This is a genomic window from Erythrobacter sp. (genome assembly GCA_019739335.1).
Classification (GTDB): domain Bacteria; phylum Pseudomonadota; class Alphaproteobacteria; order Sphingomonadales; family Sphingomonadaceae; genus Alteraurantiacibacter.
This window is the reverse complement of sequence record CP073261.1, coordinates 1,939,581-1,963,070: the sequence shown is the minus strand read 5'-3', so window position 1 is coordinate 1,963,070 and position 23,490 is coordinate 1,939,581. Positions and strand designations below refer to the sequence as shown.

The 23,490-nt window shown below is 65.2% G+C and carries 26 protein-coding genes; 14 read left to right on the top strand and 12 right to left on the bottom strand.

Features of this window, described 5'->3' with window-relative positions; genetic code table 11:
• Positions 1–21: 21 nt before the first annotated feature.
• The 8 genes from JY451_09660 (at position 22) to JY451_09625 (ending at position 6,237) form a co-directional block, all read left to right on the top strand.
• Positions 22–744: a CoA transferase subunit A gene (locus JY451_09660; protein QZH74021.1), complete on the top strand. Its 723-nt coding sequence runs from the start codon at positions 22–24 to the stop codon at positions 742–744.
• Positions 745–849: 105 nt separating this feature from the next.
• Positions 850–1,572: a hypothetical protein gene (locus tag JY451_09655; GenBank protein ID QZH74020.1), complete on the top strand. Its 723-nt coding sequence runs from the start codon at positions 850–852 to the stop codon at positions 1,570–1,572.
• Between the two features lie 13 nt (positions 1,573–1,585).
• Positions 1,586–2,221, top strand: a complete 636-nt coding sequence (locus JY451_09650) for a CoA transferase subunit B (GenBank protein ID QZH74019.1) — start codon at positions 1,586–1,588, stop codon at positions 2,219–2,221.
• Positions 2,222–2,225: 4 nt separating this feature from the next.
• Positions 2,226–2,924, top strand: coding sequence for a glutathione S-transferase family protein (locus JY451_09645; GenBank protein QZH74018.1), 699 nt, complete (start codon positions 2,226–2,228; stop codon positions 2,922–2,924).
• Positions 2,921–3,535, top strand: a complete 615-nt coding sequence (locus tag JY451_09640; protein QZH74017.1) for a class I SAM-dependent methyltransferase — start codon at positions 2,921–2,923, stop codon at positions 3,533–3,535. The genes JY451_09645 and JY451_09640 overlap by 4 nt, the downstream gene beginning before the upstream one ends.
• Before the next feature lie 71 nt (positions 3,536–3,606).
• Entirely contained in the window at positions 3,607–4,173 is a 567-nt protein-coding gene (locus JY451_09635) for a MarR family transcriptional regulator (protein QZH74016.1), read from the top strand.
• 236 nt (positions 4,174–4,409) lie between these two features.
• The gene (locus JY451_09630) at positions 4,410–4,793 is read left to right on the top strand and encodes a hypothetical protein (protein QZH74015.1); all 384 of its coding nucleotides are present in this window, start codon (positions 4,410–4,412) and stop codon (positions 4,791–4,793) included.
• Between the two features lie 175 nt (positions 4,794–4,968).
• Entirely contained in the window at positions 4,969–6,237 is a 1,269-nt protein-coding gene (locus tag JY451_09625; GenBank protein QZH74014.1) for an MFS transporter, read from the top strand.
• On the opposite strand, the gene JY451_09620 is transcribed toward JY451_09625, so the two are convergent.
• From JY451_09620 to JY451_09590, 7 genes are all read right to left on the bottom strand, one after another.
• The gene (locus tag JY451_09620) at positions 6,224–7,372 is read right to left on the bottom strand and encodes a DUF418 domain-containing protein (GenBank protein ID QZH76672.1); all 1,149 of its coding nucleotides are present in this window, start codon (positions 7,370–7,372) and stop codon (positions 6,224–6,226) included. The two genes, JY451_09625 and JY451_09620, sit on opposite strands and share 14 nt — an antisense overlap.
• A 132-nt stretch (positions 7,373–7,504) precedes the next feature.
• Positions 7,505–8,710, bottom strand: coding sequence for a methionine adenosyltransferase (locus tag JY451_09615; protein QZH74013.1), 1,206 nt, complete (start codon positions 8,708–8,710; stop codon positions 7,505–7,507).
• Positions 8,711–8,758: 48 nt separating this feature from the next.
• The gene (gene lnt, locus JY451_09610; GenBank protein ID QZH74012.1) at positions 8,759–10,363 is read right to left on the bottom strand and encodes an apolipoprotein N-acyltransferase; all 1,605 of its coding nucleotides are present in this window, start codon (positions 10,361–10,363) and stop codon (positions 8,759–8,761) included.
• 35 nt (positions 10,364–10,398) lie between these two features.
• A complete protein-coding gene (locus tag JY451_09605) occupies positions 10,399–11,442 on the bottom strand; it encodes a DUF4167 domain-containing protein (GenBank protein ID QZH74011.1) in 1,044 nt (347 codons plus the stop codon).
• Positions 11,443–11,470: 28 nt separating this feature from the next.
• Positions 11,471–12,322: a peptide chain release factor N(5)-glutamine methyltransferase gene (gene prmC / locus JY451_09600; protein QZH74010.1), complete on the bottom strand. Its 852-nt coding sequence runs from the start codon at positions 12,320–12,322 to the stop codon at positions 11,471–11,473.
• A complete protein-coding gene (prfA, locus tag JY451_09595; protein QZH74009.1) occupies positions 12,319–13,386 on the bottom strand; it encodes a peptide chain release factor 1 in 1,068 nt (355 codons plus the stop codon). Before prfA ends, prmC begins: the two co-directional genes overlap by 4 nt.
• Positions 13,383–14,669 (bottom strand): histidine--tRNA ligase, encoded by a 1,287-nt coding sequence (locus JY451_09590; protein ID QZH74008.1) that lies wholly within the window; start codon positions 14,667–14,669, stop codon positions 13,383–13,385. The genes prfA and JY451_09590 overlap by 4 nt, the downstream gene beginning before the upstream one ends.
• A gap of 128 nt (positions 14,670–14,797) precedes the next feature.
• Here JY451_09590 and ppa point away from each other — a divergent pair, with 128 nt between their 5' ends.
• A complete protein-coding gene (gene ppa / locus JY451_09585) occupies positions 14,798–15,328 on the top strand; it encodes an inorganic diphosphatase (GenBank protein ID QZH74007.1) in 531 nt (176 codons plus the stop codon).
• Here the strand turns inward: ppa and JY451_09580 are convergent, their stop codons facing one another.
• Both JY451_09580 and JY451_09575 read right to left on the bottom strand, forming a co-directional pair.
• Entirely contained in the window at positions 15,329–16,699 is a 1,371-nt protein-coding gene (locus JY451_09580; GenBank protein QZH76671.1) for a mechanosensitive ion channel, read from the bottom strand.
• A 17-nt stretch (positions 16,700–16,716) separates the two neighbouring features.
• Positions 16,717–17,040 carry a hypothetical protein gene (locus tag JY451_09575; GenBank protein ID QZH76670.1) on the bottom strand — a complete coding sequence of 108 codons (324 nt, stop codon included), beginning with the start codon at positions 17,038–17,040 and terminating at the stop codon, positions 16,717–16,719.
• Positions 17,041–17,294: 254 nt separating this feature from the next.
• Here JY451_09575 and lptB point away from each other — a divergent pair, with 254 nt between their 5' ends.
• Complete coding sequence (gene lptB / locus JY451_09570) at positions 17,295–18,110, top strand: LPS export ABC transporter ATP-binding protein (GenBank protein ID QZH74006.1); 816 nt, start codon at positions 17,295–17,297, stop codon at positions 18,108–18,110.
• 23 nt (positions 18,111–18,133) lie between these two features.
• Entirely contained in the window at positions 18,134–19,576 is a 1,443-nt protein-coding gene (gene rpoN, locus JY451_09565; protein ID QZH74005.1) for an RNA polymerase factor sigma-54, read from the top strand.
• Positions 19,577–19,744: 168 nt separating this feature from the next.
• Here rpoN and JY451_09560 read toward each other — a convergent pair whose 3' ends face one another.
• From JY451_09560 to JY451_09550, 3 genes are all read right to left on the bottom strand, one after another.
• Complete coding sequence (locus JY451_09560) at positions 19,745–20,152, bottom strand: thermonuclease family protein (GenBank protein QZH74004.1); 408 nt, start codon at positions 20,150–20,152, stop codon at positions 19,745–19,747.
• A 102-nt stretch (positions 20,153–20,254) separates the two neighbouring features.
• Positions 20,255–21,028, bottom strand: a complete 774-nt coding sequence (ppk2, locus tag JY451_09555; protein QZH74003.1) for a polyphosphate kinase 2 — start codon at positions 21,026–21,028, stop codon at positions 20,255–20,257.
• Positions 21,029–21,077: 49 nt separating this feature from the next.
• Complete coding sequence (locus JY451_09550) at positions 21,078–21,236, bottom strand: hypothetical protein (protein QZH74002.1); 159 nt, start codon at positions 21,234–21,236, stop codon at positions 21,078–21,080.
• A gap of 209 nt (positions 21,237–21,445) precedes the next feature.
• Here JY451_09550 and argB point away from each other — a divergent pair, with 209 nt between their 5' ends.
• The 3 genes from argB to JY451_09535 all read left to right on the top strand — a co-directional run bounded on the left by argB (position 21,446) and on the right by JY451_09535 (position 23,490).
• Positions 21,446–22,333, top strand: a complete 888-nt coding sequence (argB, locus tag JY451_09545) for an acetylglutamate kinase (protein QZH76669.1) — start codon at positions 21,446–21,448, stop codon at positions 22,331–22,333.
• A gap of 121 nt (positions 22,334–22,454) precedes the next feature.
• The gene (locus JY451_09540; GenBank protein QZH76668.1) at positions 22,455–22,706 is read left to right on the top strand and encodes a YggT family protein; all 252 of its coding nucleotides are present in this window, start codon (positions 22,455–22,457) and stop codon (positions 22,704–22,706) included.
• A 43-nt stretch (positions 22,707–22,749) separates the two neighbouring features.
• On the top strand, positions 22,750–23,490 hold the full coding sequence (locus JY451_09535; protein ID QZH74001.1) for a hypothetical protein: 741 nt from the start codon (positions 22,750–22,752) through the stop codon (positions 23,488–23,490).

The window sequence follows — 23,490 nt, the reverse complement described above, 5'->3', positions numbered from 1 at the left end:
GAACCTGTCAGAGGACCGCCGATGAAAAAGCTCTACCCTTCCGCCGAAGCCGCGCTCGAAGGCGTGCTGCACAGCGGCATGACGATCGCGGCCGGCGGGTTCGGCCTGTGCGGCATTCCCGAACGGCTGCTCGATGCGATCCAGGCGAGCGGAGTGAGCAACCTTACCTTTGCCAGCAACAATGCCGGGATCGACAACGAAGGCATCGGCAAGCTGCTGCGCACCAAGCAGGTAAGCAAGATGATCTCCAGTTACGTCGGTGAGAACAAGGAGTTCGAACGGCAATTTCTGGCGGGCGAACTGGAAGTGGAATTCTGCCCGCAGGGCACGCTGGCCGAACGGATGCGCGCGGGTGGCGCGGGGATTCCCGGCTTCTACACCAAGACCGGCGTCGGCACGCAAGTGGGTGGAGGGAAGGAGCACAAGGACTTCCCCAATCGCGACGGCGTGATGGAAACCTACATCCTCGAACGCGGCATTTTTGCCGACCTGTCGATCGTCAAGGCATGGAAGGCGGACGAGACCGGCAACCTGGTGTTCCGCAAGACGGCGCGCAATTTCAACCAGCCCGCCGCCACCTGCGGCAAGGTTTGCGTGGTCGAGGTGGAGGAAGTGGTCCCCGCAGGTGCGCTCGATCCGGACTCGATCCACTTGCCCGGCGTCTATGTGCAGCGGATGATCGTCGGCGCGCCCTATGACAAGAAAATCGAATTCGTGACCACGCGCGAGCGTGCGGTGGCGTAAGCCTTGAGGCGCGGTTCGCTCCTACTCCTGTTCGCAGGCAGTCTGGCGCTGCAGGGTTGCGTCGCGCTTGCGGTCGTGCCGATCCTTGCGGGTGGGGGAGCGATCGTGCGCAACGCGGTAAGCGGCGAACGCACCCGACAAGCAATTGCGGAAGGAACCGCAATCGCGCCCGAAACCATCGACGTGACGGAGTTCGCTGAGTATACGCTGCTCGACATAAGCGAGCTTCCTGCGCCGCCCTCCCGCATTCCCACCGCAGGGCCGCACGCGCAGTTGCATCGCGAGGCTTCTGCACTGTTACAGGCAGGCTGGCTGGACGGCGCTCCGCTGCCGGATACCGCTCTCCCCGAATCCGCCCTGCTCCTGAACCCGTCCTCACTCACCCCGTCACGTGTTGCTTGCGAGGAAGCGATCCCCGCGCTGCTGGTCGATCTCGATCCCGGTGCGGAGTCGATGCCGCTCGATGGCAATTTGTCGCCCGATCCCGAACTCGTCACGGTGCTGGATGACCTGCGGCGGCAGGGCCTCACCATCGCCTGGATCACTGACCGCGAGCCGCAGGATGCGGGCACGATACGCGCGCGGCTGCTCGAAGCCGGTCTCGATCCGACGGGGCGCGATCCGCTGTTCGTGCAGCGTTACCCCGGCGAACTGAAGCAGGCCCGCCGGCGGGCGCTGCTGGAAACCCATTGCCTGCTCGCCATTGCCGGGGACGACCGCCGCGATTTCGATGATCTCTATCTCTACCTGCGCGATCCCGCCGCCGCCCTGCCATTGGAAGCAATGCTGGACGACCGCTGGTTTCTCATCCCCAATCCGCTCGACTGAAGGAATTGCTCACATGCCCTGGACCCGTGACGAAATGGCCGCCCGCGCGGCGCAGGAGCTGGAAGACGGCTTTTACGTCAATCTCGGCATCGGCATTCCCACGCTGGTGGCGAACCACATTCCCGCCGGGATGCAGGTGACGCTGCAAAGCGAGAACGGGATGCTCGGCATCGGCCCCTTCCCCTATCCGGACGAGGTGGACGCGGACCTTATCAATGCCGGCAAGCAGACCATCAGCGAACTGGCGCACAGCGCCTATTTCGACAGCGCCGCCAGCTTCGCCATGATCCGTGGCGGGCATATCGACCTGACCGTGCTCGGCGCGATGGAAGTTGCCGAGAACGGCGATATCGCCAACTGGATGATCCCCGGCAAGATGGTCAAGGGCATGGGCGGGGCGATGGATCTGGTTGCCGGGGTGAAGAAGATCATCGTGGTGATGGAACACAATGCAAAGGATGGCAGCCCCAAGTTCATTCCCGCCTGCACCCTGCCGCTGACCGGCACCAATGTGGTGGACATGGTGATTACCGATCTGGCGGTGTTCCAGCGCCCCGACCATGCCAGCCCGTTCCGGCTTGTCGAGCTGGCGCCGGGCGTCACCGCAGAAGAAGTGGCGGCGAAGACCACCGCGCATTATACGCACTGACGGCATGACCCCCGCCTACACCCTCATCACCGCCAACCGGAACTATTCGAGCTGGTCCCTGCGGCCGTGGGTGCTGATGAAGGCGCTGGGCATCGCTTTCACCGACCGGGTGGAGCCATTTACCCAGCCCGTGAATTACGAGGCCTTCCGCGCTTTCTCCCCCACCGGGCAGGTGCCGGTGCTGCTTCACCATGATCGCACCTTGTGGGATTCGCTCGGGATCGTGCTCTATCTGGCGGAGCGGCACGGCGGCGTGTGGCCGGAAGAAAGCGAACCGCGCGGCTTCGCCATGTGCGCGGCTGCGGAAATGCACGGCGGGTTTGCGGCGCTGAGGAACCAGTGCACGATGAATGTCGGCGTGCGGGTGGCAAAAGGCCCGCACGATGCCGCGCTGGCGAGGGATGTGGCGCGCCTGCGCGAACTGTTCCAGCAAGGGCTGGACCGCTTTGGCGGCCCGTGGCTTGCCGGCCCTGCCTTCACCGCGATGGACGCCTTCTTCGCCCCGGTGGCCTTCCGGGTGCGGACCTATGGGCTGGATGTCGGCGCGGGGCAGGCGTGGGTCGAGCACATTCTTGCCCATCCGGCGATGCTGCAGTGGGAAGCCGAAGCGCTTGCCGAGGAGTGGCGCGAGGCGAGCCACGAAAAAGAACTCGCCGCGGCGGGCACGGTGACGGCGGATTATCGCGTTAGTCGCCGGCCATGACGAACGATCGCAAGACCCATTGGGACGAGGTTTACACCGCCAAGGCAGATGACAGCGTCAGCTGGTTCGAGGAGAGCCCTGCCGTTTCCATGAAGTTGATTGCGCAGGCTGCGCCTCAGCGTGGGGCGGCGATCGATATCGGCGGCGGGGCCTCGCGTATGCCCGAAGCCTTGCTGGAGCTCGGCTTTGCCGATGTCGCCTGCCTCGATCTGTCGGCTGCGGCACTCGATGTTGCGAAGCGGCGGATGGGAGACGCAGCAAGCCGGGTGCGCTGGATCGTGGCGGATATAACGGAGTGGGATCCGGATCGCAGCTACGATCTGTGGCATGATCGCGCCGTCTTCCATTTCCTCACCGAGCCGCAGGATCAGGCGCATTATGCCGCGTCCATCGCCAGCGGTCTCGTTTCTGGCGGGGTCGCCATCATCGGCACCTTCGCACCGGACGGGCCAGAACGGTGTTCAGGCCTTCCGGTCGCGCGGCACGATGCAGAAAGCCTGGCCGCCATCCTCGGCCCCGCCTTCACCTTGCTGTCCGAATTGCGGCACGATCACCTGACGCCGGGCGGGTCAATCCAGAAATTCCAGTTCAGCACTTTTCGCAAGCTCTGACTGATCGACGCATCGCTTGACAACAGTCCGCTTTCCTCTATTTCTGAAAATACAGAAATGAAAGCCGAGTCGTGCGGATTACCGATATTCCCGAAGCCGAGGCCTTTATCCTCCACTGGGGGGAAATGGGTTCGCATTGGGGGGTGAACCGCTCGGTGAGCCAGGTCCACGCGCTGCTCTACCTGTCGGACAGGCCGCTGCACGCGGAGGAGATTTGCGAGACGCTGGGGCTGGCGCGGAGCAATGTTTCCAACGCGCTCAAGGAATTGCAGGGCTACGGCATCGTCCGCCGCCAGCATGTTAGCGGGGACCGGCGCGATCACTTCGTCGCCGAGACCGATCTCTGGGACATGCTGATGAAGATCGCCGTCGAGCGCAAGAAGCGCGAGATCGACCCCACCATCGCCACCCTTGCCGCACTGTCCGAACAGCTCAAGGGCCGCACCGATGTGCCCGCGCATGTGCAGGAGCGGATCGGGCGGATGCACGAATTTCTCGGCACGCTGGGCCACTGGTACGACGACGTCCGCCGCCTGCCCAAAGGCACGCTGGTAACGCTGATGAAGCTGGGCGGCCGGGTGGCGCGGTTCATTCCTTCGCGCGGTGCTGGCACCGGGGAGGGGTCTTCCAAGCATTGAGTTGATCGGGGCGGAAGCGGCTCCTCTACTCGCATGTCCAATGATTTCATTTATTTCAGAAAGGACGGGAATAATCGATGTTCACATTTCCACAATTGCTCGTGGCCCTGCTCCTCGGAATCCCTGCGCGTTGCTCTGCACGCAAAAGGCGACGCGATCTTGCCTCTCAGCAGCGACATGTGCCGGTCAGACCGCAAAACCCGATCCACGACCTCTTGTTCTGAAGGAGAAGACCCATGATCGAAGCCAGCTATTTCGCCTATCTCATCATCGCCATCGCCATGACCGGCTGGGTCGCGCGGACGCTAAGCACCAATGGCGAAGTGTTCCTTGTCGATTGTTTCGGCCACGACAAAGTGCTCGCGCGCAGCACCAATCACCTGCTGGTGGTGGGGTTCTACCTCGTCAACATCGGCTTCATCCTGCTGACCATCAGCCTCGGCAGCGAACCGCAGACCTTTGCCGAAGCGATCCGCTTCGTCGCCACCAAGGTCGGGCTGGCGGTGCTGGTGCTGGGGTTCTGGCACTTCTTCAACATGCACGCCATCGCCCAGTTCGGGCGCAAGGTGGGCCGCTGGGTGCGCGAGAACCACGGCGCGAAGGCGGTGGTGAAGCCGTAGGGCGAAACAGAAGCCCTCTCCACTTCAGGGGAGAGGGTTGGGAGAGGGGAATGGCGCAACCCCAAGCTTCTTTACATCCCCCTCCCCCAGCCCCTCCCCTGAAGGGGAGGGGAGTTTTTTGCCGCTTGTCTTTCCTCCCGCCCTTGCGCACCATCTCCACGGGAGAACGCTGCGCATGAAAACCCGTCGCAATTCGCCGTGGCTCGCGCTGCTGGTGCTCGCATCGATCGCCACGGTCGGGTTCATCGACCGGATCGTGGTCAACGTTCTGGTCGAGCCGGTGAAGGCCGAATTCCAGCTCACCGACCTGCAAGTCTCGCTGATGGCCTGGGCCTTCGCGCTGCTCAATATCGGTGCGGGACTGGTGGTGGCGCGGATTGCCGAGCGGGTACGGCGGCTGACGCTGATCTCGGTCGGCACCGTGCTGTGGTCGATCGCCACCGCGCTCTGCGGGCTGGCCGGAAGCTGGGTGCAACTGCTCGTCGCGCGGATGGGCGTGGGGCTGGGCGAGGCGATCGGCCTGCCCGGGAACCAGTCGGTGATTGCCGACTACTTCCCCGCCAACAGGCGCGGACTGGCCATATCCTGCCTGCTGCTCTCGCCGCCGCTCGGAGCCTTCATCGGCTTTGTCGGCGGCGGCTGGATCGCGCAGGAATTCGGCTGGCGCGAGACCTTCCTGATCGCCGCGATACCGGGACTGGTGGTGGGCTTCGTCGCCTACTTCTTCGTCGCCGAGCCAACCCGCGGCCAACACGATCCCGGTGCGAGTGACGAAGTGCCGCCGATTTCCGCGGTGCTTGGCCGCCTGTTCCGCCTGCCGAGCGCGCGCAACCTGGTGATCGGATCGGCACTCGCGGCGATGCTGGGGTTCGGGGTGAACTTCTTCTTCGCCAGCCTGATGGTGCGCCAGTTCGGGGTCGGGCTGGCCGAGGCGGGGCTCTACGCGGGACTGATCGCCAGCCTGCCCGCCGCGCTCTCGGTGGTGGGCAGCGGCTGGCTGGGGGACCGGCTGGGTGAACGCAATCCCGCCGCCTACGCGCTGATCCCGGCGGTGGCGCTGCTGGTGGGCGGGCCGCTCTATGCGCTGGCGATCGTGCAGACCGATCTGGCGTTGCTGCTCGGCCTGGTCTCGGTGGCGACCTTTCTCAATTTCGGCTATCTCGGGATCACCTACGCCACCCTGCAAAACCTGATGCATCCACGGATGCGCGCGACCGCCGCGGCGATACTCAATGGTGTCTACGGCGTGGCGGGCGGGCTTGGCCCGTCGCTGCTCGGCCTGCTGAGCGACAACATGGCCAAGGCCTATGGCGAAGCGCGCGGGCTGGCACTGGCGATGGCGATTTGCGGGCTGGCCTACCTCTGGGCCTCGGCACATTACTTCCTCGCCGCGCGGCACCTGCGCGCCGATGCCGCCAGTGTGAAGGCCGCTATTGCCGTATAGCCAGCGCCCGGCCCTGCGCCATGCTCCGCCACAGCCATTCCGCCGGACCCTGCCGGAACCGCGCCAGCCACCTTGGCGACCAGAGCAGCATAAGCGCCACGGGAATGCAGGCGAGCAGCAGTGCCTGGGTGCGGTTGACTTCGCCGAACAGCCCCAACCCCCAGCCGGAGAACAGCAGCGCAAAGACGAGACTGGTGGCGAGGTAGTTGGTCAGCGCCATCCGCCCGGCGGCGGCAAGGCGCAGGGTTAGTGCCCATTCGCTCCACGCTCCGCCGAACAGCGCCATCGCCAAGGCGGCAATCCCAACGCCCAGCAGCAGATCGAACGGCGCACTCCAGACGATGGCATTGGCAGTGGTGACGATGGGATCGAAACCAGTCGCCATGCTCCACGCCGCCAGCGCGGCCAGCACCGGTAGCGCGATCAGCGCGCAAGTCCGCGCCAGCCGCAGCGCGCGCGCCCGCTCCCATTGCCCCGCCAGCAGGCCGTTGCGCCACAGCGCCACGCCGAGCAGCATGGCGGCCATGGTCGAGGGCAGCGAGGCGAGCACGAAACGCACCTGCTGGGGGCCCTCGCCCAGCCGTCGCAGCACCCGCTCGCCAAGCCCCGCCGCATTGCGCTCCACCGCCGCCGCGATTGCCGCCGGATCGTAGCCATAGGCAGCCTCCGCCGCGACCTGTGCCGCCGGATCGACCACGGCCCCGCTCGCCCGCTCGTACCAGTATGCAAGCCAGTCCCAGGCGAACCAGCCGGAAACCAAGAGCTGCCCCAGCACCAGCGCTCCCGCCGCCGCCAGCAGGCTCCGAACCTGCCAGCCGATCACCAGCGGCAGCAGCAGCCCCGCGACGGCGTAGCTGCGCAGAACGTCGTTGTTCGCCAACAAGGTGGCATGGGCCAGCGCAATCGCCAGCAGCACCGCCATCCGTGCATAGTGCCCGCGCAGAGGATGGGTGTCCGGCTTGGCGAGCAGGATCGCCACCCCGGCGCCGAACATCATCGCGAACAGCGCGCGGAACTTGTCTTCGATGAACAGGAAACTCAGCGCCCAGAGCGCTCCTTCGAGCACGCCATCCCCGCCATAGGCGCGCGGGTTGATATATGCGGCGGGCGGCATGGCAAAGGCGATGACGTTCATCGGCACGATGCCGATCACCGCCAGCCCGCGCAGGGCATCGAGCGCGAAGACGCGCTCGCCGGCAGGATTGGCGCCAGCAGGATTGGCGATGGTGAGTGCGGTTTCGCCCACGCTCACCCCCGCCCAATCAGATCAGGCCAAAGCGGCCTTCAGGTCCGCTACCAGATCGGTGCGTTCCCACGGGAAGCTATCGCCTTCGGGCTTGCGACCGAAGTGGCCGTAGGCCGCCGTCTTGCGGTAGATCGGCTTGTTGAGGCCGAGATGGGTGCGGATGCCGCGCGGGGTGAGGCCGCCCAGCTTCTCGATGCCCATGATCGCTTCCTCGATCTTGTCGTCACCCACGGTGCCGGTCTCGTGCGTATCGACATAGAGCGACAGCGGCTTCGAAACACCGATGGCATAGGCGAGCTGGATCGTGCAGCGCGTGGCGAGGCCCGCGGCGACGATGTTCTTTGCCAGATAGCGGCTGATATAGGCCGCCGAACGGTCCACCTTGGTCGGATCCTTGCCGCTGAACGCGCCGCCACCATGCGGGGCTGCGCCGCCGTAGGTATCGACGATGATCTTGCGCCCGGTAAGGCCGGCGTCGCCATCGGGGCCGCCGATTTCGAAGCTGCCGGTGGGGTTAATGTGATATTCGGTTCCCCGCAGCAGCACCGGCGGCAGAATGTCCGCCACCACCCGCTTCACGTAATCGTGTAGCTCGGCTTCTTTCTCGCCGCTGTCATAGCCCGGCGCGTGCTGAGTCGAGACGACCACGGCGGTCGCGGCGACGGGCAGGCTGCCTTCGTAGCGGAGCGTGACCTGGCTTTTGGCGTCCGGCTCGAGGAACGGGGCCACGCCCGAATGCCGGTCAGCCGCCATCCGTTCGAGGATCTTGTGGCTGTAATAGAGCGTCGCGGGCATAAGGTCGGGGGTTTCGTCGGTGGCGTAACCGAACATTATCCCCTGATCGCCCGCGCCTTCATCCTTGTTGCCGCTGCCATCCACGCCCTGGGCGATATGTGCTGATTGACCGTGCAGGTGATTTTCGAATGTCAGCGTTTCATGGTGGAAGCCAGCCTGCTCGTAACCGATTTCCTTGACCGTGCGGCGGACCGTGGCTTCGATCTCTGCCTGCGCGCCCTCGGCCCATTCGCCGTTCTCGTACACGCCCTTGCAGCGGATTTCGCCCGCCAGCACCACCAGCTGGGTGGTGGTCAGCGTTTCGCAGGCGATGCGCGCTTCGGGATCTTTGGAAAGGAACAGATCGACGATGGCGTCGGAAATCTGGTCGGACACCTTGTCGGGGTGGCCTTCTGAAACGCTTTCGGACGTGAACAGGTAGGATTGGCGCATGTTGGAGATTGCCTTCTCGTAGGGGTAGGTTGTCTGCGAAGCGCGGCTCTAGCGAGGGGAACGGCGCATGGCAACGATGCCGGAGAGCAGAAAAACTGCGGCCCACATCAGCGAGAGCAAATTCCCCAGCCGCGCGAACGGCGTCGGCGGCGCGGAGGGGGGAACAAGCGCATCAATCCGGCCTTCTTCCGCTCGGGCGAAATGCTGGCGCACCACTCCACGCGGGTCGATCACTGCGCTGATGCCGTTGTTGGTGGCGCGCAGCACCGGCAAGCCTTCCTCGATGGCGCGCATCCGCGCCTGCGCCATGAATTGCGGCGGGCCGGATGGGCCGAACCAGCCCTCGCTCGACGGATTGAAGATGTAATCGGGGCGGTTGGCGCGGTCGACGACCTCGCCGGGAAAGACGATCTCGTAGCAGACCTGCGGACTGACCCGGCCATAGAGGCCAAGATCGACAGTCCGGGGGCCGGGGCCTGGCCAGAAGTCGATGCTGCCAGCGACCAGCCGCGACAGACCGAGCGGTTCGAGCAGGCCGCGCATCGGCAGGTATTCGCCATAGGGCACCAGATGCGCCTTGGCATAGCCACCGAGGATCTCGCCCTCTGCCGAGACCACCGTGACGGCATTGCGCGCGCCGAGGGCCCGGATCGCGCCAGTCTCATCCGCACCAATCTCCAGATCGACCGCTCCTGTCAGCAGCACCGAGCCTTCGCCCACCACCTCGCCGAGGCGGCGGCGTGCATAGGCAGGGCTGGCGAGCGCGGTGGTGGCATCGTAATAGCGTTGCGGATAGCCTTCGCGCAGGTAGTCCGCCATGCCGCTTTCGGGCCAGAGGACCACGCGCGGCGTATCGGGATCATCCGGCAGGGAGCGCGAAAGCTGTGCCAGGCGCTGGAAGTTCGTTTCGTACTGGCGGGGATCGTTGAGTGCCGCCTGTTCGATCACCGGCTTGGCGATAGTGACCCGGAGGGTGCCCTCGCGCGGTGTCGGGGCGGGCCAATACATGCCTGCCATCACGAGCAGCGAAACCAGCACCAGCACCCGCCAACGCCGCTCGCCTGCCAGCAGGGTCAGTGCCGTACCGAGCAGCAAGGCCACCCCGGACAGCGCATAGGTACCCATGATCGGGGAAAGCGCGGCCAACCCCGTCCGGTCGAACGGTCCGAGCAGGACCATGCCGAACGGGTTCCACGCATAGCCGGTGAAGACCCAGCCGCGGAGCCATTCGGTGACGATCCACGCTCCGGCAAATACCAGCGCGAAAGTCCAGCCAGGGCCACTCCGCACCAGCAGTCGCGCAGCCAAAGCCGCCAGCGCCGGATAGACCGCGAGATAGACCGCCAGCAGCGGCACCGCGAGCCACCCGAGCAGCGCGGGCATCTGCGCCTGATGGGTGAACGAATCGGCGATCCATACATTGCCGAAGGTGAAATGCGCCCAGCCGAACAGCCAGCCGCGCCACGCGGCCTGCTTGACGGTCTCGGACCGGGCAAGCAGCAGTGCGAACAGTCCCACCGCGATCAGCGCCAGTGGCCACAGGCCGTACGGCTGGAATCCCAGCACCGAAACGAAGCCGAGGCCAAGCGACCAGAGCCACGCCTTGGCAGGCGCATGGTGCAGGATCGGCAGCGAGCGCGGGGACGCCGTCATGGTCTTGCCGACGTGCCTTTCTCTAACTCCGACGATCAACCGACCGCTTCGAGTGCCCCGTCACCGCTGCCGTCCTCGTTGCCTTGATCGCGGTTGCGCCGAGGTGGCAACCGCCGACGCGGCTTGGGCGCTTCGTCCGCCACATCGTCGCTGTCGTCCGCCGCAAGGGTTCGGGCGATCGACGGCGGCAGCATGTCGGGATCGAGACCGCCATCATTCTCGACCATATCCTCGGTTTCGGCGGACTTGCGCGCCCTGCGTGCAGGCTTGTCCGCAACGGACCGGTCCTCACGTGGCCTGTCATCACGGGGCTTGTCATCCCGAGGCTTGCGCTGTCTCGGTTTGGGTGCATCGCGGGTGAAGGGATTGTCGTCGTCGGTCTGGTCACCGCTTTCGCCCTCGCTGCCCGGCACGGGGCGCGGTTCTTGCGTACGACGACCGTCATCGCGCCGGTTGTCGTCATTGCGCTTGTCATCATTGCGCTTGTCATCATTGCGCTTGTCATCATTGCGCTTTTCGTCATTGCGGGGGCGCGCATTGCGGCGGTATTCGTCGCGATCCTGGTTGCGCTCTTCCTGGCGGCTGTAGCCGTCATCGCTGTCCGAATCGTAATCGTCGTCCGAACCCTCGGAATCGCGCTCGCCGTCACGGCGGGGGCGCTGATCGTCCTTGACCGCCTTCATATCCGCCATCACGCGGAAATAGTGGTCCGCGAACTGGAGATAATATTCGGTCTGCACCCGGTCGTCGTTGAGCTGCGCTTCCTGCGCCAGCTTCTTGTACTTGTCGAGCATCTGGGGCGCATTGCCGCGCGCCCGGCTGTCGATCCGGTTGGACTGGTTGGGATTGCCACCGCCACGGTTGTTGCCACGCCCGCGACGGCGATTGTTGTTGTTGTTTCGATTGTTGTTCAAAGGAATTTCGTTTCCTTGCTTCGATCTGCGGCACCGTGCCGCTGGCGATCTTGCTGACCCCTCTTCGACCGCAACCCCCGGATAGCGGTCCGTCCAGCATCTGCGCGAAGGAGGGCGCTTAGCCGCCCCCTGTCTGGCAAATGGTGGAGTGTCGGCCCTGTGCATTCCATGCAACCGGGGCCTGCGGCTAGAGTTAGCTACTCGATTCGCCTTTGCCAAGTGCTAATCGCAGCACCAGCGCGCGATCACGCCCTGCGAGATCGGGGCGGACGGTGCTGGCGAAGCCGCTGGCCCTGGCGATAGCGCTGACAGCTTCGGACTGCGTGGCGCCGATTTCGAGCACTGCCACGCCGTCGGGCGCGAGCAGCCCCGGCAGTTGCGGGATCAGCGCCCGATAGTCGTCCAGCCCCTCCGGCCCGGCGAACAACGCCTGCGCCGGTTCATATTGGCGGACATCGGGGGCGAGGTCGGCAGCTTCCTCGACATAGGGCGGATTGGCGATGACGAGATCGAACCGCTCCAGACCTGTGTGCCAACCAGTCTTGGTCCAGTCGGCAGGCCGGAACTGCGCGCGGTCCGCCAGACCCAGCGCCTCCGCATTGGCGCGGGCGACTTCCAGCGCATCGGGCGAGGCGTCGATGCCGGTGCCTTCAGCGAGAGGCAATTCGGCCAGCAAGGTCAGCAGCAGCGCGCCCGATCCGGTGCCGCAATCGAGAATTCGCCTGGCCTGCGGAGCCCCCGCCAGTGCCGCCTCGACCACGCTCTCGCTGTCGGCGCGCGGGATCAGGACGGCGGGGGAGACGCGGAAAGGTCGCCCGTAGAATTCCTGCTGGCCGATGATATGCGCCACGGGTTCGTGCGCGGCGCGGCGTTCGACAAGCGCTTCGAAATGGGGCGGACTGGGTCTGGTCATGTGGCGCAGCAGCATTTCTGAGCGGGAAGCGCCGAGGGCGTTGGCCATCAGCAGTTCGGCATCGAGCCTTGCCGTATCGGAAGTTTCGGCAAGCCGCGCAGCCGCCTCGCGGATCGCCTCTGCAACCGTCACTCGCTCATCGCCGCCAGCCGCTTCGCCTCGTCCTCGGCGATCAGCGCGTCGGTGACTTCGGCCAGCCCCGGCCCGGCGAGCACTTCGTCCAGCTTGTGCAGCGTCAGGCCGATGCGGTGATCGGTCACGCGGCCTTGCGGGAAATTGTAGGTGCGGATGCGTTCGGAGCGGTCGCCGCTGCCCACCATCGCCTTGCGCAGGTCGGCCTCGGCGCCGTGCGCTTCCTCGCGGCGGCGTTCGTAGAGGCGTGCGCGGAGCACCTTCATCGCCTTGTCGCGGTTCTTGTGCTGGCTGCGCTCGTCCTGCATCGCGACTACGATTCCGGTGGGAATGTGGGTGATGCGCACGGCACTATCGGTGGTGTTGACGTGCTGCCCGCCCGCGCCGCTGCTCCGGTAGATGTCGATCCGCAGGTCGTTCTCGTCCACGCTCACATCGACTTCGGTGGGTTCGGGCAGCACCGCCACGGTCGCCGCGCTGGTGTGGATGCGCCCGCCGCTTTCGGTGACCGGCACGCGCTGCACGCGGTGGACGCCGCTCTCGAACTTCAGCTTGGCGAACACCCCGGTGCCGGTGACGTTGGCGACGATTTCCTTGAAGCCGCCCACTTCGGCCGCGTTCATGCTGACCGGCTCGACCTTCCAGCCCTGATCGGCGGCGAAGCGTTCGTACATGCGGTAGAGATCGCCCGCGAACAGCGCCGCCTCGTCGCCGCCGGTGCCGGCGCGGATTTCGAGCATGGCGGGGCGCTGGTCGGCGCTGTCACGCGGCAGCATCGCGATGGCGAGCGCACGCTCGGCAAGCGGCAGCGCCTTCTTGAGCTGGCCCAGCTCCTCTTCCGCCATGCCGCGCATTTCGGGATCGGCGAGCATTTCGGTGAGCCCTCCGATCTCCTCGCGCATGGCCGCGACTTCGGCGGCAGCCTTGGCGACCGGCTCCAGCTCGGCATAGTCGCGGCTGGCCTGGACAAAGGCCTCGCCTTCCAGCTGCCCGCTGGCCATGCGCGCTTCGAGCTCGGCGAACCGGTTGCCGATCTGGCGGAGACGTTCTGCGGGGATGGTCATGAATTGTTTTCGTGATCAGGAATATCCCAGCGTCGGATAAACGCCTGAAATGCTTCCTCCTGGCGATCGATTTCTGGGAATGTCACCAGCCAGTTTTGAACGGCATTCTCATCCCGAATGTCCATAGAGACAAGCACTCCGGGAGCTGCCTTGCGGGCCTTGTCGTAGCGCTTCCTCGGACTTCCATGCGCGAATAGCTCCGCCCGAATGCCCATCTGCCGGAACATCGAAACCGCTGCCACCGCATCAGCCTCGCGCTCGCGGTTCTCCGCTACAACGGCGATCTCGAGACGCTCTTGCCCCTTCTCCCCCACCAACATCGCCAGTCGCTCGATCCCCGCAGCCCACCCCACCGCAGGTGTGGCAGGACCGCCGAGCGATTCCATCAGCCCGTCGTAGCGACCGCCGCCCAGAATGGTGCTCTGCGAACCCAAAGCCGCCGCCGCTGCCGAGCCCTCATCGGGCACGAACTCGAACGCGGTGTGCCGATAATAGTCAAGTCCTCGAACAAGGCTCTCTGCGCGCGTCCATTTCACGCCCGCAGAGTCCAGCCCTCTTGTCACCGCGTCAAAAAATGCGCGCGCATCATCGGAAAGGAACTGATCGATTTTCGGGGCCTCAGCGGCAAGCAAGCGGTCTGTGGGGTCTTTAGAGTCGAGAATGCGGAGCGGGTTCGTCTTGAGGCGAAGCGCAGACTCTTCAGACAGACTGAGGACATGCCCCATAAAGTATTCCACCAAGGCCGCGCGCCAGGCTTCGCGGCTGTCGCCGTCGCCCAGCGTGTTGAGGTGCAGCGTCACGCCCTCGATCCCCAGCTCGCGCAATAGCTGGTCGGCCATCGCCAGCAGTTCGACATCGGCCTGCGGCTCGCCCGCGCCGATGATCTCGGCGTCGATCTGGTGGAACTGGCGGTAGCGGCCCTTCTGCGGGCGTTCGTAGCGGAACAGCGGCCCGTGGGTCGCCACCTTGAGCGGCGCGTGCTGCTGCCAGCCGTTGGTGATATAGGCCCGCGCGATCCCGGCGGTGAATTCGGGGCGCAGGGTCAGGCTTTCGTCGCCGCGATCGCGGAACGAATACATTTCCTTGGAGACGATATCCGTGGTCTCGCCGATCGAACGAGCGAACACCTCGGTCTTTTCGAACACCGGCATTTCCACCCGGCGGAACCGGTAGAGCTTGCGCACCCGCTCGAAGGTCTCGACCACGAAAGCAAAGGCTTCCGCGTCGGCACCGAAAATGTCCTGCGTGCCCCTGATGGCCTGCGGTGTCTGGGTCTTGCTCATGGTGGCTGCCCTTACCCACCTTCACTGCAATCGCAAATCCCCTCTCGCCATCGCCGAAGCTATCCGCTAGGCGCGCGCTCAGTTTTGGGAGGGGATGCCGCTTAAACCCGCAAGAGGATAAAGCATCCATGCGTATCGAACACATCCCGACGGGTGACAACCCGCCGGAAAGCCTGAACGTCATCATCGAAGTCCCCACGGGCGGCGAGCCGGTGAAGTATGAGTTCGACAAATTGTCGGGCGCGCTGTTTGTCGATCGCATCCTGCACACGCCGATGCGCTATCCGGCCAATTACGGCTTCGTCCCGCACACGCTCAGCCCCGATGGCGATCCGCTCGATGCGCTGGTCATTTCCCGCTCGCCCTTCATCCCTGGCTGCGTGGTGCGCGCGCGTCCCATCGGCGTGCTCAACCTGGAAGACGAGCACGGCGGCGATGAAAAGCTGATCTGCGTGCCGGTAGACACGACGTTCCCCTATTATTCGGACGTCGCCGAAACCAAGGACCTGCCGAGCATCATCTTCCAGCAGATCGAGCACTTTTTCACCCACTACAAGGATCTCGAAGCCGAAAAGTGGGTGCGCATCGGCAAATGGGGCGACGCAGCTGAAGCCAAGCAGATCGTGGTGGAAGCGATAGAGCGGTACAAGAACGCCTGATCATTCCACCGGGCGGGCCTGGTCGAGCAGGTCCTTTTCCTGACCCGGTGCGCCCTTGCGCTCCTCCTCCACCATCCGCGCGATCTCGTCTTCGGGAGCGACATCGTTCGCTTCAGTTGCAAGAGGTTGGGCTGAAGGGGGCGCGGCAGTGGCGGGAGTCTCATCGCGGCGCTCCCGGTCGGCAATGTTCTCCAGCGGCAAGGGCACGGTGCGCGAATCGAAGCGCAGCCGGTAGATCGGTTCGGGTAGAGCGAAGCCGCCATGTTCCAGCGCGGCCTTTGCAGCAACTATCGCGCGGCTGCGCGCCTTGGCCCAGTCGGCTTCGCGCTGGTCTATCCAGCCGAGGAAGCGCAGCACCACGCTCGAATCCCCGACATCGTCGATCAGCACTTCGGGTGCCGGGTCGGCAAGCACGAAGTCCAGCGCGGCCAGGGTCTCCCGCCCCAGCACCCGCGCTGCCTGCACATCGTCATCGGCATCGACGCCCAGCTTGAATTCGAACCGTCGCTGCGGATTGCGCGTGTAATTGAGAATGATCGCCTTGAAGACGGTGGAATTGGGAATCCGCAACTGGTTGCCATCCAGCGTCATCAGCACGGTCGCGCGGCTGGTCAGGCGGATCACGCGGCCTTCGTGGGCGTCGATCACCACGTGATCGTTCGCGCGGAACGGCTGGCGCAGGCTGAGCATCAGGCTCGCCACGTAATTTTCCACCGTATCGCGCATGGCAAAGCCCAACGCGATGCCGATCACCCCCGCCCCGCCGAGCACCGCGCCCATCAGCGTCCCCGCCCCGATCATGTCGAGCGCCACGACAAGACCGATGACGACGAAAGCAAAACGGATCACGCTCTGGATCAGTTCGGCGAGGAATGAATTGGGCGCCAGCCGCCGCCAGACGCGCGTCAGCGACGAAAGCAGGTAGCCGAACCCTGCGATCAGCAGCCCCACCAGCAAGGCCAGCCCCACCAGCGGCACCGCGCGCCACAGCGACTGGAGCCGTTCGCCGAGGCTGCCGATATTGCTTTCAAGATCGACCGAAACGTCGCGGGTGATGGCGTTTTCCACCGTCACCACGCCCGCCACCCCCGCGGCGATGGCTTCCGCCCGGGCGACTGCGGCGGCATCGGGCGCGGTGCCTTCCAGCGTCACGACGCCTTCGGAAACGCTTGCACTGACGGCGTTCAGGCTGGGAACGTTGGCGAAGATATCGGCGAGCCGCGCCGCGATCCGCTCATCGGCGCCTGCCGTCTGTTCAACCTCGATAGACCCGGCTTCGGGAGATGGCGGGGAGGCATCGGCCGCGGGAGCCTCCGGAACCTGCGCCTGCGCAGGCTGCCCCGCCAGAACCAGTAGCAGGGGAAGGGCAATGCGGGCGAAAAGCCCCGTCAGAACGCTGCGGCAATCGCCTTGAAGGCGAAAGTCAGTGCCAGCGGCAGGCCGATTGCGGCGAGCCACAGCAGCGCCATTTCGCGCTTGAACGCGGGGGCGAGCGCGGGATCAGCCGCTTGTTCGTCCGATAGGCCTTCCCAGCGCTTCTCCATCCACCGGCAGGCCGGGATGATCGCCGCGACAAGCACGACCAGCGCGAAATAGGGGAGCAACGAGCCGCCGCCCGATTTCAGCTGCGTCATCGTCACGAAAATGTGCAGGCCGGTATAGACCAGCAGCCCGAAAGCGACATGATCGCTCGCGCTTTTGCGCCAGTCGATTGCCTTGTTCGCGTGCTGGCCTGTATGCTGGCCTGTGTGCTGTTGCACATCCGGTTTCCGCGTGATCGCCTTATCCATCAGCGTTCTCTCTCCAATCCCTGCTCCGGGCTTATTTCAAATGGTGGCATGGTTTTCAAGCGCGTCAACCATATGTTCAGGCGAGTGGGCAATGAATGGGTGAATTCGGGACAGGTCATGCACGAATCTTGCCAAACACCCTTCAAAGCCGCGCCGCACATGCTAGAGGACGGCGGATGAGCGCGTTTGACGACGATTTCCTGGACGAAGCGGCCCTGGCCGAAGCAACGGCGAAGGCGCCGGTGAAGGCCGCGCCCGACCTGCCGCCGCAGGGCGGGCTGGAAGTGATTTCCATCGCCAAGAGCTACGACAAGCGCTCGGTGCTGTCAGACATCTCGCTCACCGTCGCCAAAGGCGAGGTGCTGGGCCTGCTCGGCCCCAACGGCGCGGGCAAAACCACCTGTTTTTACTCGATAATGGGGCTGGTGAAGCCAGACAGCGGGCGCATCCTGATGGACGGCGTCGATGTCACCAAGCTGCCGATGTACCGCCGCGCGATCCTCGGCCTCGGCTACCTGCCGCAGGAAACCAGCATCTTCCGCGGGATGACGGTGGAACAGAACATCGCTTGCGTGCTCGAAATGGTCGAGCCGGACAAGGCAGTGCGCGCCGCCGAACTCGAACGGCTGCTCGATGAATTCGGCCTCGCCCGGCTGCGCGCCAGCCCGGCGATGGCGCTTTCGGGCGGTGAGCGGCGGCGGTGCGAAATCGCCCGGGCGTTGGCGGCCAATCCTTCGATCATGCTGCTAGACGAACCCTTCGCGGGAATCGATCCGCTGTCGATCAGCGATATCCGCGATCTGGTGAAGGACCTGAAGGCGCGCGGCATCGGGGTGCTGATCACCGATCACAACGTCCGCGAAACGCTCGACATCGTCGACCGCGCCTGCATCATTTACGGCGGGCAGGTGCTGTTCGCCGGCAGCCCGCAGGAACTGGTGGCGGACGAGAACGTGCGCCGGCTGTACCTGGGCGAGAGCTTCACGCTGTGATGCGCAAACGGGGGAAATAGGACATGGCGCTCGGTCCGCGCCTCGATCTCCGCCAATCGCAATCGCTGGTGATGACGCCGCAGTTGCAGCAGGCGATCAAGCTGCTGGCGCTGTCGAACCTCGAAATCGAGACCTTCATCGGCGAGGCGCTGGAAAGCAACCCGCTGCTCGAAGCGGGCGAACTGAGCGCCGACGATGCCCCGCCCGACAGCGCCGAACCCGTCATCGCCGACTCCACCTCCGGCGACGGCGACGGCGCGCTCGATATCGATGTCACCGCATTGGACCGGGATCGCGATACGGGCGACTGGTCCGCCCCGGCATCGGGCGGCATGGGCGAAGAAGGGCCGGACCTCGAAAACCGCGCCGGTGAGGACCTCAGCCTTGCCGATCATCTCGATGCGCAAATCGGCCCTGCTGCCCCTGATCCCCAGACCGCCTTCATCGCCCGCCACCTTGTCGGCCTGCTCGACGAAGCGGGCTATCTCGCCACCCCGCTGCCCGAAGTGGCGCTACAGCTCGGCGTGCCGCTGTCCGCAGTCGAGCGCGCGCTCGCGCTGGTGCAGTCGCTCGATCCCACCGGGGTCGGCGCGCGCAGCCTTTCCGAATGCCTCGCGCTTCAAGCCAAGGAAGCGGACCGCTACGATCCGTGCATGAAGGTGATGATCGACAATCTCGATCTCGTCGCCAAGGGCGCGGTCGCGCAGATCAAGCGCATCTGCGGGGTGGATGACGAGGATTTCGCCGACATGCTCGCCGAACTGCGCAGCTACAATCCCAAGCCCGGCCTCATGTTTGGCGGCAGCGCCAGCGCGGCGGTGGTGCCCGATATCCTGCTCAGCGAAGGCAAATCGGGCGGCTGGGATATCCAGCTCAACGAAGCGAGCCTGCCCCGGCTGGTGGTCAATCGCGGCTACTATGTGGAACTGCGCAACGGCTGCACCGGGAAGGACGCCAAGGCCTGGCTGTCCGAACGGCTGGCCGATGCCAACTGGCTGATCAAGGCGCTCGACCAGCGGCAGAAGACGATCCTCAAGACCGCTGCCGAGATCGTCAAGCAGCAGGAAGGCTTCTTCCGCAAGGGCGTCGCCCACCTGCGCCCGCTGACCTTGAAGACCGTGGCCGAAGCCATCGAAATGCACGAAAGCACCGTCAGCCGCGTCACCAGCAACAAGTTCCTCCACTGCGCGCGCGGCACCTTCGAACTGAAGTACTTCTTCACCAGCGGCGTCGGCGGCGGCGAGGATGGCGAAGGCGCGAGTGCGGAGACGGTGAAGGCGCGCATCAAGGCTTTGTGCGACGCCGAGGAAGCGGGCAATATCCTCTCCGACGACGCGCTGGTGGACCTGCTGAAAGCCGAGGGCTTCGACCTGGCACGGCGCACCGTGGCGAAATACCGCGAGGCGATCGGGATCGGGTCGAGCGTGCAGCGGCGACGGGCCAAGAAGCTGGCGGGGGTGGGGTGACTGCGCGGATGCCAGCTTGGTGCGATACGGTTGGCACTTCTGTCGGCCGTCCGATTGGTAGCTTGGCACCACTTCCAGCAGGGCATGAGGGACGGAGCCTGGCAGAAGTCCCCGCTGCATCGGGAAGATTCCTGACCGGAGAGCGACCGTCCTGAGTGGACGGCGTGGCTAATCTGCTCCGCACCACCCGCGATCAAGCCGACTGCGCCGGGCGAGTTCGCGCTCGACCATGGTATCGGCCAGTTCCTCGCCCCCGCGCCGGGCTGCGCGCAACTCGCGGCCGTAATCGTCGCGCGGCGGTTCGGCCCCGCCGTACAGCTCGAATGTACCGAGGTTGAGCCAGGCGGCCAGTTCCTCGCGCGCCACCTGCGCGAGCCGCCGCTCGGCGTCGCAAGCCCCCTCGATCTCGGGCGCGTCGTAGCCGGTCAGGCGGATGCGGCGCGAGCCGATGGCAAGGGTATCGCCGTCGATCACGCAGGCCGTCCCGCCAGACCCGCTGCCGCACAAGGCGAACTGGCGCTCGACCGGAGACCACTCGCTCCGGTCTGGAAGGCGGAAGAGGACAACCGTCAGCACGATCACCGCCGCGCCCAGCCACCAGCGCGCGCCGCTCCACCAGCGGGCAAGCCGCCGCCGCCGCTGCCATGCGGCATCGAAACGCGGAGCCTTGACCAGCGCTCAGTCCTTGACCGGGAACGGCGGCAGCGGCTGGAGCATGCCGAACTCCTCGCCCAGCGGCGGATGGGCGAGCGCGGGCCAGGTCAGCAGTTCCTCCGGCACGTGGGTTTCGGGTAGGCGATCTAGCAGGTCGCGGATCAGCGTCAGCCGCCCGTGCTTCTGGTCGTTGAAATCGACCACCGTCCACGGCGCGTGTTCGGTATGGGTAGCGGCAAACATCGCCTCGCGCGCGGCGGTGTAATCGGCATAGCGGCTACGCGCCTCGACATCGATCGGCGAGAGCTTCCAGCGCTTGAGCGGATCTTCCAGCCGCTCGGCAAAGCGCTCTTCCTGATGCGCCTGATCGGCAGACAGCCAGTACTTGAACAGCCGCACGCCATCGTCCACCAGCAGTTTTTCGAAAATCGGCGCTTCGTGGAGGAACTTGTCCACCTGTTCGGTGCTGGTGAATCCCATCACCTTTTCCACGCCTGCGCGGTTATACCAGCTGCGATCGAACAGCACGATTTCGCCCGCTGCGGGCAGGTGCGGGACATAGCGTTGGAAATACCACTGCGTCCGCTCGACATCGCTTGGCTTGGCGAGCGCTACGATGCGGCACTGGCGCGGGTTCAGCCGCTCGCTGATCGCCTTGATCGACCCGCCCTTGCCCGCCGTATCGCGCCCTTCGAACAGCACGCAGATGCGCGCACCCGTCGCGCGCGCCCAGCGTGCCATGGCGACCAGCTCGAGCTCCATCGGCTCGAGCAGCTCTTCGTAATGTTTGGTTTTCATCGCCCGCGATCATGGCGCAAGCGTGCGGGCTTGACCAGATGGCGGATCGTTACTCGGCGGAAATGCGCGGGCTTGCGCGGCGATCGTTGCCGCTGCGACGTTCACGTTTGCGCTTGTCTACGCCATCGAAGGGCACTTGCGCCACGCGCCGGTCCACGCTGCGGCGGCCGCTCTCTTCACTCGCGTTCGGTCCGGTGGTTGCCTGCATCACTAACCCCCCTATGGCCTGTCGCCCCGGGCGACAGCGAAGGCGCGTGGTAAACGCCCATTCACCCTATCCTGCCGCAGCGGGGTTACTTTCGGGTTAACGCGCTTGCGGGAAAGTTGGCGGGCGGAAATGCTGGCTCTTCCCCCGATTGCGCTTTAATGCGCGCGGCCATGCTGAAGGATGCTCTGCCATTGCCCAATGACGATAAAATGCTGGCCAAGGCCGAGACCCTGATCGAGGCGCTGCCCTATTTCCAGCGCTATGCGGGGCGCAGCTTCGTGGTGAAATACGGCGGCCATGCGATGGGCGATCCGGCAGCGGCGGAGGATTTCGCGCAGGACGTGGTGCTGCTCAAAGCAGTCGGCATCAATCCGGTGGTGGTCCACGGCGGCGGGCCGCAGATCGGCGCGATGCTCAAGAAACTCGGCGTCGAAAGCACCTTCGTCGATGGCCTGCGGGTGACCGACAAGGCGACCGCCGAGATCGCCGAAATGGTCCTCTCGGGTGCGATCAACAAGGAACTGGTCGGCTGGGTCAACCAGGCGGGCGGCAAGGCCATCGGCCTGTCGGGCAAGGACGGCAAGATGGTCCGCGCCGAGAAGGTCAGCCGTACGGTGAAAGACCCCGACAGCCAGATCGAGCAGGCGGTGGATCTGGGCTTCGTGGGTGAGCCGGTGGACGTCGATATCGCCGTGCTCAAGACAGTGAGCGATGCGGGGATGATCCCCATCGTCGCCCCCATAGCCAGTGACGGGGCGGGCCACACCTACAATATCAACGCCGATACGATGGCCGGTGCGCTGGCGGCGGCACTGGGCGCGGCGCGGCTGTTCCTGCTGACCGATGTGACGGGCGTGCTGGACAAGGCGGGCAAATTGCTCACCGATCTCACCCCGGCGGACATCGCCGCGCTGCGCGAGGACGGGACGATCAGCGGCGGAATGATCCCCAAGCTGGAAACCTGCGTGCAGGCGGTAGAATCGGGCTGCGAAGCGGCGGTGGTGCTCGACGGACGGGTGCCACACGCAATGCTGCTGGAATTCTTTACCAGTCGCGGGGCGGGTACGCTGGTGAGTGCTTCATCCGGTGCGGGTTGAGACTGTACCCCGCCGCGCCTAGATAGGCATCGGGACGTAGCAAGGGGCGCGCGCAGGCGTTGCCCCGGTATAGACAGAGAAACGGGAGTCAGGCGTGCTCGCCATCATCCAGATTATCGAAATGATTGCCAGTGCGATCATTTTCCTGGTCATCATCCAGTTCGTGATCGGCCTGCTGTTCGCGTTCAACGTGGTCAGCCCCAGCAACGAATTCCTGACCCAGATCTATCGTTCGATCAACGCCCTGCTCGATCCGCTGCTTCGGCCGATCCGCAAGCTCTTGCCCGATACCGGGGCAATCGACTTTTCCCCGCTGGTGCTGATCCTCGGGCTGAACATCCTGACCATCGTGCTTGCCGATGTCTTGCTCTAGGCGGGCTGGGCACGCGAAGGTTCTCGCAAGCGGAGTGCTGTGCGTGGCGCTCGCCGCCTGCGCTTCCCCGCAGGCGCAGCAGCGCGCAGCGATGGCCAATATGGCGGAACGGGTGCTGGAGCGGGCAGGCTCCATCGGCGATCCGGGGCGCGTCGCCGCTGCCGATTTCGCCTTCGCGCGGATGGCGCGCGACGAGGGCCAGTGGACCGCCTTTGCCGCGACTGCTGCCGACGGCGCGCTGATACATGGCTCCGGCGGCACCTTTCCCGCTGCGCCGTGGCTGGCGCAGCAGAGCAATCCGGCGCAAGCGGTAGTCTGGGGGCCGAACACCGTGTGGTCGAGTTGTGACGGGACGCTGGCGGTGAGCTTCGGGCGCTTCGAGCAGCCCGATGGGCTGGTCGGCAACTATGTCACCGTGTGGGAATTGCAGCCCGACCGCAGCTACAAGTGGATCTACGACATGGGCGGGCCGGACAATCCGCAGCCCCCGCCGCGTACCGGCCCGGTGATTCCCGAAGGCGAGGAAGCGATCATCGTGCCGGGGCTGACGTCCATCGAAGGGCGGATCGCCGATTGCGCGGTGCCCGGTGAAGTGCTGCCGGAAATCTCCGTGGCCCCGCTTGCTGACGGACAGAGCGGCGGCACTGTCTCGGCGGACGGAACCCTGCGCTGGACATGGACACACAGCGCTTCGGGCAATCGGTCCGTTCGCGTGAACTGGGTGCGCGATGGCATGGTGCAGGAAGCGCTCGCCTTCACAGCGCCGCTACCCCTGGCCCAATAG

What these genes read in the sequence shown, in the direction of transcription:
- prfA (QZH74009.1), bottom strand. Translation starts at nt 13,386, where the DNA reads ATGACCATCCCCGCAGAACGTCTCCGCCAGATCGGCAACCGGTTCGCC.
- JY451_09625 (QZH74014.1), top strand. Translation starts at nt 4,969, where the DNA reads ATGAAAACCCGTCGCAATTCGCCGTGGCTCGCGCTGCTGGTGCTCGCA.
- lnt (QZH74012.1), bottom strand. Translation starts at nt 10,363, where the DNA reads ATGACGGCGTCCCCGCGCTCGCTGCCGATCCTGCACCATGCGCCTGCC.
- JY451_09540 (QZH76668.1), top strand. Translation starts at nt 22,455, where the DNA reads ATGATTGCCAGTGCGATCATTTTCCTGGTCATCATCCAGTTCGTGATC.
- JY451_09650 (QZH74019.1), top strand. Translation starts at nt 1,586, where the DNA reads ATGCCCTGGACCCGTGACGAAATGGCCGCCCGCGCGGCGCAGGAGCTG.
- argB (QZH76669.1), top strand. Translation starts at nt 21,446, where the DNA reads ATGCTGGCCAAGGCCGAGACCCTGATCGAGGCGCTGCCCTATTTCCAG.
- JY451_09645 (QZH74018.1), top strand. Translation starts at nt 2,226, where the DNA reads ATGACCCCCGCCTACACCCTCATCACCGCCAACCGGAACTATTCGAGC.
- JY451_09620 (QZH76672.1), bottom strand. Translation starts at nt 7,372, where the DNA reads ATGAACGTCATCGCCTTTGCCATGCCGCCCGCCGCATATATCAACCCG.
- JY451_09640 (QZH74017.1), top strand. Translation starts at nt 2,921, where the DNA reads ATGACGAACGATCGCAAGACCCATTGGGACGAGGTTTACACCGCCAAG.
- ppa (QZH74007.1), top strand. Translation starts at nt 14,798, where the DNA reads ATGCGTATCGAACACATCCCGACGGGTGACAACCCGCCGGAAAGCCTG.
- lptB (QZH74006.1), top strand. Translation starts at nt 17,295, where the DNA reads ATGAGCGCGTTTGACGACGATTTCCTGGACGAAGCGGCCCTGGCCGAA.
- JY451_09630 (QZH74015.1), top strand. Translation starts at nt 4,410, where the DNA reads ATGATCGAAGCCAGCTATTTCGCCTATCTCATCATCGCCATCGCCATG.
- JY451_09590 (QZH74008.1), bottom strand. Translation starts at nt 14,669, where the DNA reads ATGAGCAAGACCCAGACACCGCAGGCCATCAGGGGCACGCAGGACATT.
- ppk2 (QZH74003.1), bottom strand. Translation starts at nt 21,028, where the DNA reads ATGAAAACCAAACATTACGAAGAGCTGCTCGAGCCGATGGAGCTCGAG.
- JY451_09615 (QZH74013.1), bottom strand. Translation starts at nt 8,710, where the DNA reads ATGCGCCAATCCTACCTGTTCACGTCCGAAAGCGTTTCAGAAGGCCAC.
- JY451_09660 (QZH74021.1), top strand. Translation starts at nt 22, where the DNA reads ATGAAAAAGCTCTACCCTTCCGCCGAAGCCGCGCTCGAAGGCGTGCTG.
- JY451_09605 (QZH74011.1), bottom strand. Translation starts at nt 11,442, where the DNA reads ATGCACAGGGCCGACACTCCACCATTTGCCAGACAGGGGGCGGCTAAG.
- rpoN (QZH74005.1), top strand. Translation starts at nt 18,134, where the DNA reads ATGGCGCTCGGTCCGCGCCTCGATCTCCGCCAATCGCAATCGCTGGTG.
- JY451_09550 (QZH74002.1), bottom strand. Translation starts at nt 21,236, where the DNA reads ATGCAGGCAACCACCGGACCGAACGCGAGTGAAGAGAGCGGCCGCCGC.